The sequence below is a fragment of the Curtobacterium sp. MCSS17_006 genome, assembly GCF_003234215.1.
In the GTDB taxonomy this organism is placed as follows: domain Bacteria; phylum Actinomycetota; class Actinomycetes; order Actinomycetales; family Microbacteriaceae; genus Curtobacterium; species Curtobacterium flaccumfaciens.
The window spans coordinates 44,819-60,264 of record NZ_QKSO01000008.1 but is presented as its reverse complement, the minus strand read 5'-3'; the positions used below and the strand labels follow the sequence as shown (position 1 = coordinate 60,264).

16 protein-coding genes are annotated in these 15,446 nt (G+C 71.2%); 10 read left to right on the top strand and 6 right to left on the bottom strand.

Translation table 11 applies throughout. The annotated features are described in order from the left end of the window. Positions 1-166: 166 nt before the first annotated feature. The 7 genes from DEJ21_RS09395 (at position 167) to DEJ21_RS09365 (ending at position 7,424) form a co-directional block, all read left to right on the top strand. Positions 167-1,504 (top strand): enolase C-terminal domain-like protein, encoded by a 1,338-nt coding sequence (locus DEJ21_RS09395; protein ID WP_111224409.1) that lies wholly within the window; start codon positions 167-169, stop codon positions 1,502-1,504. Between the two features lie 45 nt (positions 1,505-1,549). Next, complete coding sequence (locus DEJ21_RS09390; protein ID WP_258374989.1) at positions 1,550-2,785, top strand: sugar ABC transporter substrate-binding protein; 1,236 nt, start codon at positions 1,550-1,552, stop codon at positions 2,783-2,785. A gap of 108 nt (positions 2,786-2,893) precedes the next feature. Further along, positions 2,894-3,868 carry a carbohydrate ABC transporter permease gene (locus DEJ21_RS09385; protein ID WP_111032368.1) on the top strand — a complete coding sequence of 325 codons (975 nt, stop codon included), beginning with the start codon at positions 2,894-2,896 and terminating at the stop codon, positions 3,866-3,868. Further along, complete coding sequence (locus DEJ21_RS09380; protein ID WP_111092779.1) at positions 3,861-4,751, top strand: carbohydrate ABC transporter permease; 891 nt, start codon at positions 3,861-3,863, stop codon at positions 4,749-4,751. The genes DEJ21_RS09385 and DEJ21_RS09380 overlap by 8 nt, the downstream gene beginning before the upstream one ends. A 50-nt stretch (positions 4,752-4,801) precedes the next feature. Beyond that, positions 4,802-6,127 carry an alpha-L-fucosidase gene (locus DEJ21_RS09375; RefSeq protein ID WP_111224407.1) on the top strand — a complete coding sequence of 442 codons (1,326 nt, stop codon included), beginning with the start codon at positions 4,802-4,804 and terminating at the stop codon, positions 6,125-6,127. Next, a complete protein-coding gene (locus DEJ21_RS09370) occupies positions 6,127-6,471 on the top strand; it encodes an L-rhamnose mutarotase (RefSeq protein WP_111032370.1) in 345 nt (114 codons plus the stop codon). The genes DEJ21_RS09375 and DEJ21_RS09370 overlap by 1 nt, the downstream gene beginning before the upstream one ends. After that, positions 6,468-7,424, top strand: coding sequence for an aldo/keto reductase (locus DEJ21_RS09365; RefSeq protein WP_111224406.1), 957 nt, complete (start codon positions 6,468-6,470; stop codon positions 7,422-7,424). The genes DEJ21_RS09370 and DEJ21_RS09365 overlap by 4 nt, the downstream gene beginning before the upstream one ends. A 91-nt stretch (positions 7,425-7,515) precedes the next feature. Here DEJ21_RS09365 and DEJ21_RS09360 read toward each other — a convergent pair whose 3' ends face one another. The 6 genes from DEJ21_RS09360 to DEJ21_RS09335 form a co-directional block, all read right to left on the bottom strand. Further along, positions 7,516-7,791: a GlsB/YeaQ/YmgE family stress response membrane protein gene (locus tag DEJ21_RS09360; RefSeq protein WP_110865416.1), complete on the bottom strand. Its 276-nt coding sequence runs from the start codon at positions 7,789-7,791 to the stop codon at positions 7,516-7,518. Positions 7,792-7,887: 96 nt separating this feature from the next. Continuing rightward, on the bottom strand, positions 7,888-8,565 hold the full coding sequence (locus DEJ21_RS09355) for a FadR/GntR family transcriptional regulator (RefSeq protein WP_110862381.1): 678 nt from the start codon (positions 8,563-8,565) through the stop codon (positions 7,888-7,890). Positions 8,566-8,665: 100 nt separating this feature from the next. After that, on the bottom strand, positions 8,666-9,451 hold the full coding sequence (locus tag DEJ21_RS09350; protein ID WP_181435838.1) for an SDR family NAD(P)-dependent oxidoreductase: 786 nt from the start codon (positions 9,449-9,451) through the stop codon (positions 8,666-8,668). Further along, positions 9,451-10,299 carry a fumarylacetoacetate hydrolase family protein gene (locus DEJ21_RS09345; protein WP_111224405.1) on the bottom strand — a complete coding sequence of 283 codons (849 nt, stop codon included), beginning with the start codon at positions 10,297-10,299 and terminating at the stop codon, positions 9,451-9,453. The genes DEJ21_RS09350 and DEJ21_RS09345 overlap by 1 nt, the downstream gene beginning before the upstream one ends. 42 nt (positions 10,300-10,341) lie before the next feature. After that, entirely contained in the window at positions 10,342-11,286 is a 945-nt protein-coding gene (locus DEJ21_RS09340; RefSeq protein WP_111224404.1) for an amidohydrolase, read from the bottom strand. A gap of 135 nt (positions 11,287-11,421) precedes the next feature. Continuing rightward, positions 11,422-11,691: a glutaredoxin family protein gene (locus DEJ21_RS09335; RefSeq protein WP_111091297.1), complete on the bottom strand. Its 270-nt coding sequence runs from the start codon at positions 11,689-11,691 to the stop codon at positions 11,422-11,424. Between the two features lie 102 nt (positions 11,692-11,793). Here DEJ21_RS09335 and DEJ21_RS09330 point away from each other — a divergent pair, with 102 nt between their 5' ends. From DEJ21_RS09330 to DEJ21_RS09320, 3 genes are read left to right on the top strand one after another with little or no spacing between them, the layout of a single operon-like run. After that, positions 11,794-13,515 carry an adenosylhomocysteinase gene (locus tag DEJ21_RS09330; RefSeq protein ID WP_111224403.1) on the top strand — a complete coding sequence of 574 codons (1,722 nt, stop codon included), beginning with the start codon at positions 11,794-11,796 and terminating at the stop codon, positions 13,513-13,515. Next, complete coding sequence (locus DEJ21_RS09325) at positions 13,512-14,897, top strand: amidohydrolase family protein (RefSeq protein ID WP_258374988.1); 1,386 nt, start codon at positions 13,512-13,514, stop codon at positions 14,895-14,897. The genes DEJ21_RS09330 and DEJ21_RS09325 overlap by 4 nt, the downstream gene beginning before the upstream one ends. Next, a complete protein-coding gene (locus DEJ21_RS09320; protein ID WP_258374987.1) occupies positions 14,894-15,412 on the top strand; it encodes a cupin domain-containing protein in 519 nt (172 codons plus the stop codon). The genes DEJ21_RS09325 and DEJ21_RS09320 overlap by 4 nt, the downstream gene beginning before the upstream one ends. The last annotated feature ends 34 nt before the right edge of the window (positions 15,413-15,446 follow it).

Sequence of the window (15,446 nt, the reverse complement as noted above, 5' to 3'; positions counted from 1 at the left end):
CGCGCCTCCAGGCCGTTGTCGCGTCCACACCGCCGGTCGCGCAGTCATCGGACGGTTGGGCGGCCACTTTCGCCAGAACCGCAAGAACAAGGCTCTTGACGCGCGAGACATCGGATGTTTTGATTGCACCGTTCGGTCGACGGAGACCGGACGGCAGGAGACACAGATGAGCCGCATCACCGGTCTGCACGTGCACGACATCCGGTTCCCGACCTCGCGGGAGCACGACGGGTCCGACGCCATGAACCCCGCACCCGACTACTCCGCCGCCTACGTCGAGCTCACCACCGACGCGCTCGACGGCCTGGTCGGCACCGGCTTCGTCTTCACCATCGGCCGCGGCAACGAGGTGCAGGAGTCGGCGATCGCAGCCCTCCGTGGGCAGGTCGTCGGCGCCGATGCCGAGGCGGTCCTCGCCGACATGGGCGGCACCTGGCGCGCGATGGTGCACGACTCGCAGCTGCGGTGGCTCGGCCCGGAGAAGGGCGTCATGCACATGGCGATCGGCGCCGTCGTCAACGCCCTGTGGGACCTCCGGGCGAAGCGTGCGGGGCAGCCGCTGTGGGCCCTGCTCGCCGACCTGCGCCCCGAGGAGCTCGTCGACCTGGTGGACTTCCGGTACCTGACCGACGCGATCACCCCGGCCGAGGCGCTCGAACTGTTCCGCGCCGCCGAACCGATGCGTGCCGAACGTCGAGCGCGCCTGGAGCGTGAGGGCTACCGTGCCTACACGACGACCCCGGGCTGGCTCGGCTACGACGACGAGAAGCTCGCGCGGCTGTGCCGGGAAGCCGTGGACGACGGGTTCACCCAGATCAAGCTGAAGGTCGGCGGCGACGTGGACGAGGACGTCCGACGGATGGGCATCGCCCGCGCCACCGTCGGCCCGGACGTCCGGATCGCGATCGACGCGAACCAGCGCTGGGACGTCGACGAGGCCGTGGCGTGGATCGACCGGCTCCGCCCCTTCGACGTCGCGTGGGTCGAGGAGCCGACGAGCCCGGACGACATCCTCGCCCACGCCGAGATCGCCCGGCGCATCGCCCCGATCCCGGTCGCGACGGGGGAGCACATGGCGAACCGGGTGATCGCGAAGCAGCTGATCCAGGCCGGGTCGATGTCGGTGCTGCAGATCGACGCCACCCGGGTCGCCGGGGTGAACGAGAACCTGGCGATCCTGCTCCTCGCCGCCAAGCACGGCGTCCGTGTGTGCCCACACGCAGGCGGCGTCGGCCTGTGCGAGGCGGTGCAGCACCTGTCGATGTTCGACGCGGTCGCCCTGACCGGTGACCTCGACACCCGGTGCATCGAGTTCGTCGACCACCTGCACGAGCACTTCGTGACACCGGTCGACGTCCACGACGGCCGCTACTGGCCGCCGACCACGCCCGGCGCCGGCACCGAGATGCTCGCCGACACCCTGACCACCCACGCGTTCCCGGACGGCCCGGTCTGGGCCGAGTCCGATCCTGATCGGGTCCCGGACGCCGTCCGGGTCGCCTGAACACCCCACCGCACACCCCATCACCACGACGAAGTGGAGACACCGATGCAACGACGACGCACCGCCGGGCTGGCGGCAGCAGCAGCTGCCGTGCTCGTGCTCACCGGCTGTTCCGCTGGCAGCAACGCCAGCGACGGCCAGTCGAAGGACTCCCTCACCTGGGCCATGTGGATCGCCGGGAAGGAGGACAAGGCCGCGTGGCAGAAGGTCGCCGACACGGTCAAGACCGACGACGACGTGGACGTCTCGATCCAGGGCTCACCCTTCAACGACTACTGGACCAAGCTCCGCACCCAGCTGTCCACCGGCACCGCACCCTGCATCGTGAGCATCCAGTCGCTCCGCACCGCGAACTACACGGACGTGCTCGTGCCGATCGACGACATGGCGAAGCAGGCCGACCTCGACCTGGGTGAGTACGACCAGACCGGGCTCGACGGCATGAAGGTCGACGGCAAGCTCTACGGGCTGCCGTACGACACCGGCCCCATGGTCATGTTCTACAACAAGGACATCTTCGAGAAGGCGGGCGTCGACGAGCCGAAGCCGGGCTGGACGGTCGACGAGTTCGAGGACGCCGCGAAACAGCTCAAGGCCGCGGGCACGCCGATCTGGGGCACGAGCGTCGAGGACATCCCCCTGGAGTCGATGATCCTCGGCTACAACGGCGGCCGGGTGATCGATGCCGACGGCACACTCGACGCCTCGAACGCCCAGTTCGCCGAGGGGCTCGACTGGATCGGCGGCCTCGTCAAGGACGGCTACGCCACACAGGCGAGCACCGACGGTTCCACCGACGACAACGCGTTCGTGTCCGGTGACGTCGCCATGTACAGCGACGGCCCCTGGTCGATCATCAGCCAGAAGGCCAAGGTCAAGTTCGACCTCGGCATCACGACGATCCCCTCGGGCACGGACGGCCCCAGCTCGTTCGCCGCCGGGTCGGGCTTCGGCATCTCGAAGCAGTGCAAGTACCCCGAGCAGGCGTTCAAGGCCATCACCACGATGACGAACGAGGCCACGCTCACCTCGCTCGCCGAGCAGGGGCGCGCCTTCCCGGCACGCACCGCGGCACAGCAGGCCTGGTACGACAACGCCGGCATCGACGGGGTCGAGGACGCCCTGAAGACCGGCCTCGAGAACGCCACCCCGTTGCCCGGCAACAAGCAGAGCGACCAGCTCAACCAGCTCTTCGCGCAGTACGCCCTGCAGGCGGTGAACGGACAGACCTCGGGCAAGGAGACGATGTCGTCCATCGCGAGCCAGCTCGGCTCGCAGTGACGGGCGTCACCCCCTGACGGACGGAAGGCGCGGGTGGACCCCGCCCCGCGCCTCCCGGCCTGTCCCATCCCCTGACCAGGACCGCGCGAACGACGAGGAGGTCGTCGCATGACCACCATCCAGGACCCACCCGCCGAGGCGGCGCTGCCCGCCCCCGCGGTCGCGGTCGCGACCGGCGCAGCTCCGCGCCGGAAGGACAGCGGCGCCGACGCCGAGCTCGGCCGCCGCTCCTGGTGGGGCGCCGCCTTCGCCGCTCCGCACTCGATCGGCCTCGTCGTGTTCACGGCGTTCCCGATCCTCGCGTCGCTCGTCGTGAGCTTCATGAACTGGCCGATGCTCGGCGAACGCTCGTGGGCAGGCCTGTCGAACTACGCGCAGCTGTTCTCCGACCCGATCTTCCGCACCGTGACGCTGAACACCGTGCTGTTCGTCGTGCTCTACGTGCCGCTCAACCTGGTCGTGTCCCTCGGGCTCGCGGCCTGGCTGACGCCGAAGATCCGCCACCGGCACGTCTTCCGCGTGCTGTTCTTCATCCCGACCATCACGCCGATCGTCGCGAACGTCGTCGTCTGGCGGATGCTGTACCAGCCGGGCGGTGCCATCGACGCGACGCTGCAGTCGACCGTCGGCGTGAACGCCCCGAACTTCCTGGCCGACGACAACTGGGCCATGCTCGCCGTCGTCGCGATGAGCGTCTGGCAGGGGTTCGGCTACAACATGCTGATCTTCTCGGCGGCGCTCGACTCGGTGCCGGAGAACCAGATCGAGGCTGCGCAGCTCGACGGGGCGAACGCCTGGCAGATGTTCTGGCGGATCAAGTTCCCGCTCATCTCGCCGTCGATCTTCTTCGCGACGATGATGACCCTGATCACCTCGTTCCAGGTGTTCGTGCAGCCGTTCGTCCTGACGAAGGGCGGCCCCGGCACCGCCACCGAGACCCTGGTGCAGTACATCTACAACACGGGGTTCCAGACCCAGCAGCTCGGACTCGCATCGGCCGGGGCGTGGGTGCTGTTCGTCATCATCCTCGGCATCACGGCCATCCAGTTCCTCGGACAGAAGCGGTGGGTGCACTATGAGTGAGCTGACCTCGTCCAACCGGACGATCAACCCGCGGGCGCTGCCCCGCACGCACCGGCAGACCGGCCGGGTGCGCCACGCGGTGGGCTACGTGCTGCTCTGCCTGGTGGCCCTGCTGTTCGTCTCGCCGCTCATCTACATGGTGGCGACGAGTCTGAAGCCGTCAGCCGACGTGTTCACGACCCCGCCGACGCTCTGGGGCTCGTCCATCGAGTGGGGCAACTACGCACAGGCGTTCACGTACCTGCCGTTCGCCCGGTTCATCCTGAACGGCGTCTTCGTCGCCGCGGCCGGCACGGCGATCAACGTCGCCGTCGCGGTGCTGTCCGGCTACGCGTTCTCGCGACTGCGGTGGCGCGGCCGGAACACGGTGTTCGTCCTGTTCCTGGCGACGCTGATGATCCCGCAGGACGTCCTCGTCATCCCGATGTACGTGATGATGCAGGGCTTCGGGTGGGTCGACACGTTCCAGGCGCTCATCATCCCGTGGGCGTTCACGGCGCTCGGCGCGTTCCTGGTGCGGCAGTTCTTCCTCACCGTGCCGCAGGAGCTCGACGACGCCGCCCGGGTGGACGGTGCCGGAGCGATCCGGACGTTCTTCTCGGTGATGCTCCCGCTGGCGCGACCGACGATGGCGGTCCTCGCCGTGTTCTCGTTCATCGCGTACTGGAACTCGTTCCTCTGGCCGCTCGTCATCGTCAACGACGTCGAGGCCCGTGGCACCATCCCGCTCGGCCTGCAGCAGTTCTTCGGGCAGCAGGGCTCCGAGTGGAACCTCGTGATGGCGGCGTCGGTGATCTCGATGCTGCCCACGGTGGTCCTGCTGATCCTGCTCCAGAAGCACCTCGTCAAGGGGATCGTCACCAGCGGTCTCGGCGGCCGGTGACACCGCCGACCGTCCCTCTCTCGTCCTCCACTGAAAGGAACACTGGCCTCATGACCATCACCGCACCTGCCGAGCCGCAGACCGCGACCGACTCCGCGGGGTTCCCCGCGTGGTTCTCCCACGACCGGTTCGGCATGTTCATCCACTGGGGGCTGTACGCCCTGCCGGCACGGCACGAGTGGGTGAAGAACCGCGAACGGATCACCGACGAGGACTACCAGAAGTACTTCGACCACTTCGACCCGGACCTGTTCGACGCCGCGGACTGGGCACGTCGGGCACGGCAGGCGGGGATGAAGTACGTCGTCCTCACCACGAAGCACCACGAGGGCTTCTGCCTGTGGGACACCGCCCTGACCGACTACAAGTCCACGAACACCCCGTTCGGCCGTGACATCGTGCGCGAGTTCGTCGACGCCGTCCGTGCCGAGGGGCTGCGGGTCGGCTTCTACCACTCGCTCATCGACTGGCACCACCCGGACTTCACCGTCGACGGCGTGCACCCCCGGCGCGACGACTCGCCGGAGGAGATCGAGGCGTTCAACGAGGGCCGCGACATGTCGCGCTACCGCGAGTACCTCCACGGTCAGGTCGAGGAGCTGCTCACCGACTACGGGCAGATCGACTACCTGTTCTACGACTTCTCCTACCGGGACAACGACCACGAGGACATCTGGGGCGGCAAGGGCCGGGACGAGTGGGGGTCCGAGGAGCTCATGGCGCTGACCAAGCGACTGCAGCCCGGCATCATCGTGAACGACCGGCTCGACATCCCCGGTGACCTGGTCACCCCCGAGCAGTACCAGCCCGACAAGCCGATGGAGGTCGACGGCGTCCCGGTGCCGTGGGAGGCCTGCCAGACGCTGAACGGCTCGTGGGGCTACGACCGCGACAACCTGAACCTGAAGCCGGTCGACCTGCTCGTCCGCATGCTCGTCGACGGGGTCTCGAACAACGGGAACATGCTGCTCAACATCGGGCCGACCGGTCGCGGCGAGTTCGACGGGGTCTCGCGGCAGACACTCGACGGCATCGGGACGTGGATGCGCCAGCACGCCCGCTCGGTGTACGGGGCGGGGCCGTCGCGGTTCGTCGCCCCGCGGAACACCGTCTACACGCAGAACGGCAACCGCCTGTACCTGCACCTGTTCGCGTGGCCGTTCGAGCACGTGCACCTGCCCGACCTCGCCGGCCGGGTGGCGTACGCGCAGCTGCTCAACGACGCATCGGAGATCCACTTCCGCGAGATCCCGCCGGGCACCCGGGCGCAGAACACCGGGCTCGGCGGTCAGCCCGCCGGCACGCTCACCCTGACGCTGCCGATCGTGCGGCCCGACGTCGCCGTGCCCGTCGTCGAGCTGTTCCTGCGCGACTGATGCAGCGGATCCTGACGCGGACGCGACTGCGGGCCGGGAACGAGGCGGCGTACGACACCGTGCACGCCTCGGTCCCGCCCGCGCTCGCGGCGCGACTGCGCGAGGCCGGCGTGCACGACTGGACGATCTGGCGGGACGGGCTCGACCTGGTCCACCTGATCGAGGTCGAGGACCACCGGGCGATGCGCCGGGCGCTCGCCGACGACCCGGTCAACGCCGAGTGGCAGGAGACGATCAACCCGCTGCTCGAGGCGGACGACGACTACTCGGGCGACGACGACGGGGTCCCACGGGTCTGGTCGCTGGCGGACCAGGTGCACCACGTGGACCAGGTGGACCCGTGACCGATCTCGACCTGGACCGTGGCCCGTTCTGGTTCGGCGGGGCCGGCATCGGCAACCTGCTCCGTCCGGTGTCCGACGCCGACGCCCGCGCCACGGTTGACGCCGCGTGGGACGCCGGCGTCCGCGGGTTCGACACCGCCCCGCACTACGGCCTGGGCCTGTCCGAACGGCGGCTCGGTGCGGCGCTCGCCGGACGCCCCCGGACGGAGTTCCTCGTGTCGACGAAGGTCGGGCGGGTGCTCGTGCCCGGGCGCGGTGGCGGTGACGACCTGGCGTCCGGGGGCTTCGCGGTGCCGGACGACACCGTGCGGCAGTGGGACCCGTCGCCGTCGGGCGTGCGGCGCTCGCTCGACGAGTCGCTCGGCCGCCTCGGGCTCGACCACGTCGACGTCGCCTACCTGCACGACCCGGACGTGTACTCACTCACCGACGGTCTGACCCAGGCACTGCCGACGCTCGCCGAGCTCCGCGACGAGGGCGTCGTGCGGGCGGTCGGCGTCGGGTCGAACTCCGTCGAGGCGCTGTCGGCGGCCGTCGACACCGGGCTCTGCGACGTCGTCATGCTCGCCGGGCGGTACACCCTGCTCGAGCAACCGGCGGCGGCGCTCGTCGACCGGTGTGCGTCACTGGGCGTCGCGGTCGTGGCGGTCGGGGTCTACAACTCGGGGCTGCTCGGGCAGGAGCGCCCTTCGGCGGGTGCGACCTACGACTACGCCGAGGCCTCCGCGCAGCTGCTCGCGCGGGCGAATTCCATCGCCGACGTCTGCGAGCGCCACGGGGTCACGCTGCCCGAAGCCGCACTGGCGTTCCCGCGTCGGGCCACGGCGGTCGCGGCGATCGCCCTCGGGGTGCAGTCCGCCGACCAGGTGCGCTCGAACGTCGCCCGGGCCGCCGCCGTCGTTCCCGAGGCGCTCTGGGACGACCTGCGTGCAGCGGGCCTGCTCGCGATGTGACGCCACGTACGACGAAAGTCACCCCGAACCACGCGTCTGCGTGGTTCGGGGTGACTTCGGTGGTGCGCCGGTCGGACCGGCAGCGTGGTGCCTAGCGGCGCGAACCGCGGCCGGCGACGCGCGTGTAGATGAACAGCACGATGATGGCGCCGATGATCGAGCCGATGATGCCGGCGGGCTGGAAGAAGCCGTCGTTCCCGTCGTGGTTGAAGATCAGGTAGCCGAGGAACCCGCCGACGAACGAGCCGACGATGCCCAGGACGATCGTCATGAGGATGCCGATGTTCTGCTTGCCGGGGATGATGAGCCGGGCGAGAGCGCCGGCGATGAGTCCGATGATGATCAAGCTGATGATGAGACCGAGCACGGTGTCCTCCTCGTGGGTGCGGTTGCCGCGGCATGGTTGCCGGAGTCAGGGCCGAGGACCGACACAACTCCGAGGTTCCTGGGAGGATTGTCGGGTTCAGTCGAGGGAGCGCCGCAACCAGCGCTCGACACCTTCGACGTGGGACACGACGAGGGCCTGCACGAGCTGCGGATCCCGGCGCCGGATGGCGTCGACGATGGCCGCGTGCTCGTCGAGGGTCCGCTGCACCGACCCGTTCTGCGTCAGTCCGCGCCACACCCGCACCCGCACCGTCTTGCTCGACAGCGCGTCGAGCAGCCCGGACAGGTACTGGTTGCCGCCGATGCCCGCGATGGTCGAGTGGAACAGCAGGTCGTGGGCGACGAGGTCCTCGACGCCGGTGTCCTCGCCGACGGACTGCATCAGGGTCGCGAGCTCGTCGATCTGCTGTTCCGTGGCGCGGGCCGTCGCCAGGACGGCGGACGCCGGTTCCAGGATGCGGCGCACCTCAAGCAGGTCGACGAGCGACCGGTCGTGGTGCATGTCGACGACGAACGACACCGCCTCGAGCAGGACGCCCGGTTCGAGCGACGTCACGTAGGTGCCGTCGCCGCGTCGGACGTCGAGCACGCGGATGAGCTCGAGCGCCTTCACGGCTTCGCGGAGACTGTTGCGGGACAGTCCGAGCGACTCGCTCAGTTCCTTCTCGGGCGGGAGGCGCTGGCCGGGTTGGAGCTCGCCGCTCACGATCATCTGCTGGATGCGTGCGATCGCATCGTCGGTCAACGACGCCACGTCACCACCTCCTGTGGACCCGGCCGCGTGCGCGGTGGGACGTCCCGACGATACCCGGGACGGGCCTCCAGGCCGGTGCGGCGGAGCCGCGGGGCGACCATCAGGCCGGCCGCAGCCGGAGTGCCTGCATCCCGCCGTCGACCGCCAGCTCGACGCCCGTCGTCGACCGGGCGAGCGGGCTCGTCAGGTAGGCGACCGCCTCGGCGACCTCCGCCGCCTGCACCAGACGTCCGTGCGGCTGGCGTGCCTCGAGCGCGGCGCGTTCGGCGGCCGGGTCGTCCGCGGACGACAGGAGTCGCGCGATCCACGGGGTGTCGGCGGTGCCGGGGTTGACGGCATTGACGCGGATGCCCTCGCGGACGTGGTCGGCGGCCATCGCGCGGGTGAGCGCGGAGATCGCCCCCTTCGTGGCGGAGTAGAGCGCCCGCTGGGGCAGTCCGGCCGTGGCCGCGACGGAGCACGTGTTGACGATGCTCGCGCTGTCCGACGCTCGGAGGTGGGGGAGCGCAGCGCGGGACAGGCGCACGGCGCCGAGCACGTTGACCTCGTACAGGCGGCGCCACTCGTCGTCGGAGTTGTCCTCGACCGTTCCCTGGGCGCCGATGCCGGCGTTGTTGACGAGCACGTCGAGACCGCCGAGCTGGTCGACGGCCGACGCGACGGCGGCACGGACGGACTCGTCGGACGACACGTCGCAGGTGACGGAGACGAGTCCCTCGGCGGCGGACGATTGCAGGTCGAGCACGGCGACCGCTGCGCCCCGCTCGTGCAGGGCGGCCGCGATGGCCGCGCCGATGCCGGAGGCGCCACCGGTGACGATCGCGCGGAGACCCGCGTGGGTGCTGGGCATCCCGGTCGTGCTGGTCTGGTCGGTGGTGTCGGTCATCAGGCTGCTCCCACTGTCTGGCGCTGCGAGCCGAGCCCGTCGGCGGTGAGCTCGACCACGTCGCCGGGCTGCAGGTACGGCGCGTGTCCGGCCAGGGCGACCCCGGCCGGTGTGCCCGTGCTGATGACGTCGCCCGGGTACAGCACCATGAACTGCGACAGGTACCGGACGATCTCGACGGGTCGGAAGATCATGTCGGCGGTGGTGCCGTCCTGCCGCACCTCGCCGTTGACGGTGAGCCGGAGTGCGAGCGCCGCCGGGTCGACCTGGTCGGGGGTGACCAGCCACGGGCCGAGCGGGTTGAACGTCTCGCAGGACTTCCCCTTGTCCCACTGGCCGCCGCGCTTGAGCTGGAATGCCCGTTCGGAGACGTCGTTGGCGATGGCGTAGCCGGCGATGCAGGCGCTCGCGGCCTCGTCGGAGTCGCAGTAGCGGGCGGTCTGCCCGATGACGACGGCGAGTTCGATCTCCCAGTCGGTCTTCTCGCTGCCGCGGGGGATCAGGACCTCGTCGTCCGGGCCGATCACCGTCATCGGGTCCTTCATGAACACGATCGGCTCGGTCGGGATCTCGGCGCCGGTCTCGGCGGCGTGGTCGCGGTAGTTCAGGCCGATGCAGACGACCTTGCCGGGGCGGGCCACCGGTGCACCGCGGCGGAGGCCCTCGGCGTCGGGCAGCGCTCGGAGGTCCCCGGCGCTCCGCGCGTGCCGGACGCGGGCGACCGGGTCGGACGCCAGGAAGGCCCCGCCGATGTCGGTCGTGATCGGGCGGAGGTCGAGGACCTCGCCGTCGGTGTCGACCGCGACGGGGATCTCGCCGCCCGCGGGGCCGAGTCGTGCGAACTGCATCGTTCCTCGCTCTCCGGCTGCACCGGCGCAACCAGAGACATCCTATGTCTGCGCCGGGTTGCCGACAAGGTCGCCGGTGCTGAGGGTCCTCCCATGCAGGTACGTGCGCTCCGCCGTCCCGCTCAGCACCGACTGCCGTTCGTCCGCGGTCAGGTCGGCCAGCGCGTCGGTGGTCCGCCGCACCACGTCGTCGTAGGTCGTGGCGAGCGTCGAGACGGGCCAGTCCGACCCGAACAGTGACCGCTCCGGTCCGAACCGCTCGACCACCGCACGGACGTACCGGTCGACGGGCTGCCGTCGCCACTCCGGTCCGGCCTCGGTGAACAGTCCGGACACCTTGCAGGCCACGTTCGGACGCGCGGCGAAGTCGTCGATCCGGGCCGCCCACCCGGGGTCCCCGCCCGCGATGTCGGGTTTGCCGGCGTGGTCGAGGACGAACGATCCCTCGGGCACGGCGTCGAGCAGCGCGAGGGCAGCGCGGTGCTCACGCGCTCGGACGAGCACGTCGAACACCAGGCCGGCGGCGGCCACCGCACGGACTCCGCGGACGACCTCGGGCCGGGCGAGCCAGTCCGGGTCCGGTTCGTCGTGCGCCTGTTGGCGGATGCCGACCAGGCGGGTGCTGGCCGGCCGATTGCCCGCCAGCCGGCTGCTGCCTGGCCGATTGCCCACCAGCCGTCTGCTGGCCGGCCGGTCTCCGCCGGACCCCGCGATCAGTGCGGCGATGCGGTCGACTACGTCCGGGGCGGTCAGGTCCACCCAGCCGACGACCCCGGCGACCGGCTCGGGCTGCTCGAGGAGCCAGGCGGTCTCGCCGGGGTCGTGCACGGCCTGCACGACGATCGTCCGGGTGACGTCGGTGCTCCGGGCGGCGGCGCGGAGGTCGTCCACGTCGAACCGGCGGCGGATCGGAGCGACCGAGTCGTCCATCCAGGGGTACGGCCGGTCGGCGGGATCCCAGAGGTGGTGGTGAGCGTCGATGATCACGCGCTCATGATGCCCGATTCATCCGATGTCCGCTCGGGTGCCGGTGCGGCGACCGCTCGCGCTCAGCGACACCTCACGCGCCACAGTGCCCGTGAGGTGTCGTTGGGCGCGTGGAGTCGCAGCGGCCAGTGGCGATCAGACGATGCCGGAGGCCTCGAGCTCGGCGCGCAGCTCGGCGTCCGACGGCTCGACGAAGTGCTTGCCGTTCGGCAGCACCACGACGGGGATGTTCTTCCGGCCGCTGATCGCCTCGGCGCGGTCGGCCGCGGACAGGTCCTGCTCCACGTCGACGTACTCGTAGTCCACGCCGAGGGTGTCGAGCAGCGCCTTGGACCGACGGCAGTCGCGGCACCAGTCGGCACCGAACATGGTCACGCGGTCGGGGGCAGTCGTCGCATCGCTCATGTGCAGAGAGTACGTCGGAGCGCCCCCGGGCATTCCCGGAGCGCCGCAGGACTGCAGGCCTTCGCAGCAGGCGTCTGCCCGGCCTCGCCCTACGATTGGCACATGCCGCCAGCACCCGATCCCGCGACGCTGGCCTGGGCCTCGGCGGCCGTCCGGCGCTTCGCCGCCGCGACCAACCTGCTCGTCGCCGCCCGCCGGTTCCGCATCGTCGGCGGTGACCCCCGTGACGCCGCGGCACTGCGGCACCTGCTGACCGCACTCGGCGCGCACGAGGCCGAGCAGTCGAACCACCAGCACCAGCACCGGCAGCACCCGTCCGACCTCGTCGACCAGCTCTGGTGCCTCGGCACGCCCGAGGAATCGACCCCCGCGGTCGAGCAGGCCGCCGACCGCCCACGCGGCACCACCCTGGTCGTCATCGACGCCGGCCGGTACCTGCCCGCCGTCGACGAGGACGCCTTCGGCTCCATCGCGCCCGCCCGCCCCGGCGTCCTCGCCGTCCCGATGCTCTCCGACGACGTCTTCCTCGTCTCCACCGGCCGCGACCCCGAGGACGACCCAGCAGCGGACGCCCGCCTGCGCTGGGCGCGACGGTCGATGCCGGTCGCCCGGTCGGTCGCCGCGGAACTCCGCGTCGGTGGACTCCTGCGCGGCACACGCATCGGCGTCGCGATGTTCCTCGAGCCCAAGACAGCCGTGCTGAGCCTGCTGCTCCGGGACGCCGGCGCCGAGGTCGTCGTCTACGCCCACGCCGACGAGACCGACGACGCCGTCGCCGAGGCACTGCGGTCCGCCGGCCTGGCGGTCTTCGCGAGCAGCACGGCGACGCTCCCCGAGCAGAAACAGCTGGCCCTCGCGATGCTCGACACCGCGCCGCACATCCTGCTCGACGACGGCTCGCACGTCATCCGGCTCGCCCACCAGGAACGCCCCGACCTGTTGCCGACGATGCTCGGCGCCGCCGAGGAGACCACGAGCGGCCTGCGACCCCTGCGTGTGCTGGCAGCGCGCGGCGAGCTCGGCATCCCGGTGATCGCGGTGAACGACGCCCGCACCAAGACGTTCTTCGACAACCGGTACGGCACCGGGCAGTCGACGGTGTTCGCGGTGCTCGACCTGGTCGACGGGCTCGCGTCCGGCACACACCGGGTGATCCCGGGAGGCGCGGCGGTCGTCGCCGGGTTCGGGCACGTCGGCGAGGGGGTCGCCCTGGTGCTCACCGCCCTCGGGTTCCGGGTGACGGTCGCCGAGACCGACCCTGTCCGCGCCCTGCAGGCGCGCTTCGCCGGGTACGCCGTGGCCCCGCTCGTCGAGGCGGTGCGTGACGCCGACCTCGTGATGAGCGCCACCGGGGTGTCGCACACCATCGGCCTCGAGGTGCTCCGTGCCTGCGCGGACGGTGCGGTCCTCGCCGTCGCCGGCGGGGTCGACCAGGAGATCGCCACCGACGACGCGCTCGCGGCCGGGGCCCGGCGCCAGGACGCGGGCCCCGAGGCCGAGCGGTTCGTGTTCCCCGGGTCCGACGGTGGGCCGATCGTGCTCGACGACGGCGGCTGCATCAACATCACCGCGGCCGAGGGCAACCCGGTCGAGATCATGGACCTGTCGTTCGCCGTGCAGCTCGGCGCCGTCCGGATGCTCCTGGAGCGCGGCGACGAGCTGGAGCGTGCCGTCGTGCCGATCGACCCCGCGGTCGACGACGTGACCGCCCGCGCGGCGCTCGCCGCGTTCGGGAGCCGACCCGTGCCTCCCGGCCTCCCCGCTGAGCACCCCGCGGACCGCGAGCCGGACGTCCGGACGCACCGTTTCGGAGCCCCGTCGTGAGCGCCCGACAGCAGCCGGTCACGGTGCACTCGGCGCGCGTCGTCGTCCCGATGACCGCACCACCGATCGCGGACGGTGCGGTCGCCGTGCAGGACGGCCGGATCCTGCACGTCGGAGACCGGTCATGGGTCATCGACCAGCTCACCGGGTCCGGCGCGACCTTCACCGAGCGGCAGTGGCGTGGCGCGCTCCTGCCCGGACTCGTGAACGCGCACTCGCACCTCCAGTACACCGGCATGGCCAGTGTCGGCCAACGGCAGTACGGCGGATTCGAGGACTGGGCCGCAGCGTTCAACGTCGACTACGCCGAACCGCACGACTGGCGGGCCGAAGCCGCGGACGGTGCACGGGCGTCGATCCTGGCCGGCGTCACGAGCATCGCGGACATCGTCACCGACATCGAGGCCTCGACCGCCCTGCAGGACGCCGGGCTCGGCGGCATCGCGTACTGGGAGGTGATGGACTGGGAGAACGACGCCTGGCAGTCGCACGGACGCGACCAGGTGCTCGACGAACTCGACCGCATCCCCACGACGCCCGGTGCCGGCCTGTCGCCGCACGCGCCCTACTCGCTCGAGGTCGCTCCGCTGCTCGAGCTCCCCGACATCGTGCGGCAGCGCGGTCTGCGACTGCACCTGCACCTCGGCGAGGCGGCGTTCGAGGGGGAGCGCACCGCCCTCGGTCCGGTCCCCGGTCTCGACGGGGTCGACGGCGTCGGCCACGGGAACGACTGGCACCTGGCGAACGTGCCGTCGTTCCGGGCGCTGCGAGCCCTGGGCTTCGGTGCGAGCGCGACCGCGTTCGTCGACCGGCTCGGGGTGCTCGGCCCGGACTGCCACATCGCCCACGGCGTCTACATGACCGCGGCCGACCGGGCCCTCCTGCGTGCTCGGGGCACCGCGGTGGCGCTGTGCCCCCGCTCCAACGCCGTCATCGGCCTCGACCCGCCGCCCGTCGCCGACTACCTGCGCGAGGGCAGCCCGATCGCCATCGGCACCGACTCCCTGTCGTCGTCGCCGTCCCTCGACCTGATGGCCGACGTCACCGCGCTGCACCGGATTGCCCGCGCCCAGGGCTACGGGCACCGTGACCTGCACGAGCGGCTGCTCGCGGCGGCGACCCTCGGTGGTGCGCACGCGATGGGCCTCGCCGTCGGGCCGGACCGCATCGGGCACCTCGCCGTCGGGGCGCGTGCCGACCTGGCGGTCTTCGACGTCGACGCCCGGACCGTGCCGGACGCACTCGCCGAGCTCGTCGAGGACGGCGCCGGGCGGGCGGCCGCCACCGTGATCCGCGGGGTCGTCCGCGCCGCGGCGGGCGTCGTCACCGAGCCGGCTTCCCCGCACATGGACATCCCCGCACCGCACCAGGAGGAACGATGACCGACACCGCACCCCACCCCGGAATGGCCGCACGCCGAACCGTCACCGGTGAGCTGATCGAGTGGCTCGACGTGCCGAAGCGCGCGATCGCCCTCGGCATGGAACCGCACCCCGAGGGCGGCTGGTACGTCCGCACCTGGACCTCGCCGGCGACGGTCACCACCCCCGCGGGGGACCGTCCCGCCGCCACCCTGATCCACTTCCTGCTGCCCCCGGGCGAGGCCTCCGCCTGGCACCGGGTCACGAGCGACGAGATCTGGATGTGGCACGGGCCGGACACCGTCGACCTGCAGCTCGGCGGCGACGGTGACGTCCCCGAGCCCGGCGCGACGATCACGCTCGGCCCGGACGCCGGACGCGACCGCGTGAACGACGCGCAGGCGTTCGTGCGCGGCGGGGTGTGGCAGCGGACGATCCCGGGCGACGGCGAGGTGCTGCTGAGCTGCCTGGTGTCGCCGGGCTTCTCGTTCGACGACTTCACGATGGCCGACGACGGGGACCCTGCCGCCGAGTAGCACCGCGACACTGTTTCGCGTTGGTATCCCACTG

Bases quoted from the DNA above. Each gene is read 5' to 3' on its own strand.
- DEJ21_RS09395 (WP_111224409.1), top strand. From the start codon at position 167: ATGAGCCGCATCACCGGTCTGCACGTGCACGACATCCGGTTCCCGACC.
- DEJ21_RS09390 (WP_258374989.1), top strand. From the start codon at position 1,550: ATGCAACGACGACGCACCGCCGGGCTGGCGGCAGCAGCAGCTGCCGTG.
- DEJ21_RS09385 (WP_111032368.1), top strand. From the start codon at position 2,894: ATGACCACCATCCAGGACCCACCCGCCGAGGCGGCGCTGCCCGCCCCC.
- DEJ21_RS09380 (WP_111092779.1), top strand. From the start codon at position 3,861: ATGAGTGAGCTGACCTCGTCCAACCGGACGATCAACCCGCGGGCGCTG.
- DEJ21_RS09375 (WP_111224407.1), top strand. From the start codon at position 4,802: ATGACCATCACCGCACCTGCCGAGCCGCAGACCGCGACCGACTCCGCG.
- DEJ21_RS09370 (WP_111032370.1), top strand. From the start codon at position 6,127: ATGCAGCGGATCCTGACGCGGACGCGACTGCGGGCCGGGAACGAGGCG.
- DEJ21_RS09350 (WP_181435838.1), bottom strand. From the start codon at position 9,451: ATGACCGACACCACCGACCAGACCAGCACGACCGGGATGCCCAGCACC.
- DEJ21_RS09345 (WP_111224405.1), bottom strand. From the start codon at position 10,299: ATGCAGTTCGCACGACTCGGCCCCGCGGGCGGCGAGATCCCCGTCGCG.
- DEJ21_RS09335 (WP_111091297.1), bottom strand. From the start codon at position 11,691: ATGAGCGATGCGACGACTGCCCCCGACCGCGTGACCATGTTCGGTGCC.
- DEJ21_RS09330 (WP_111224403.1), top strand. From the start codon at position 11,794: ATGCCGCCAGCACCCGATCCCGCGACGCTGGCCTGGGCCTCGGCGGCC.
- DEJ21_RS09320 (WP_258374987.1), top strand. From the start codon at position 14,894: ATGACCGACACCGCACCCCACCCCGGAATGGCCGCACGCCGAACCGTC.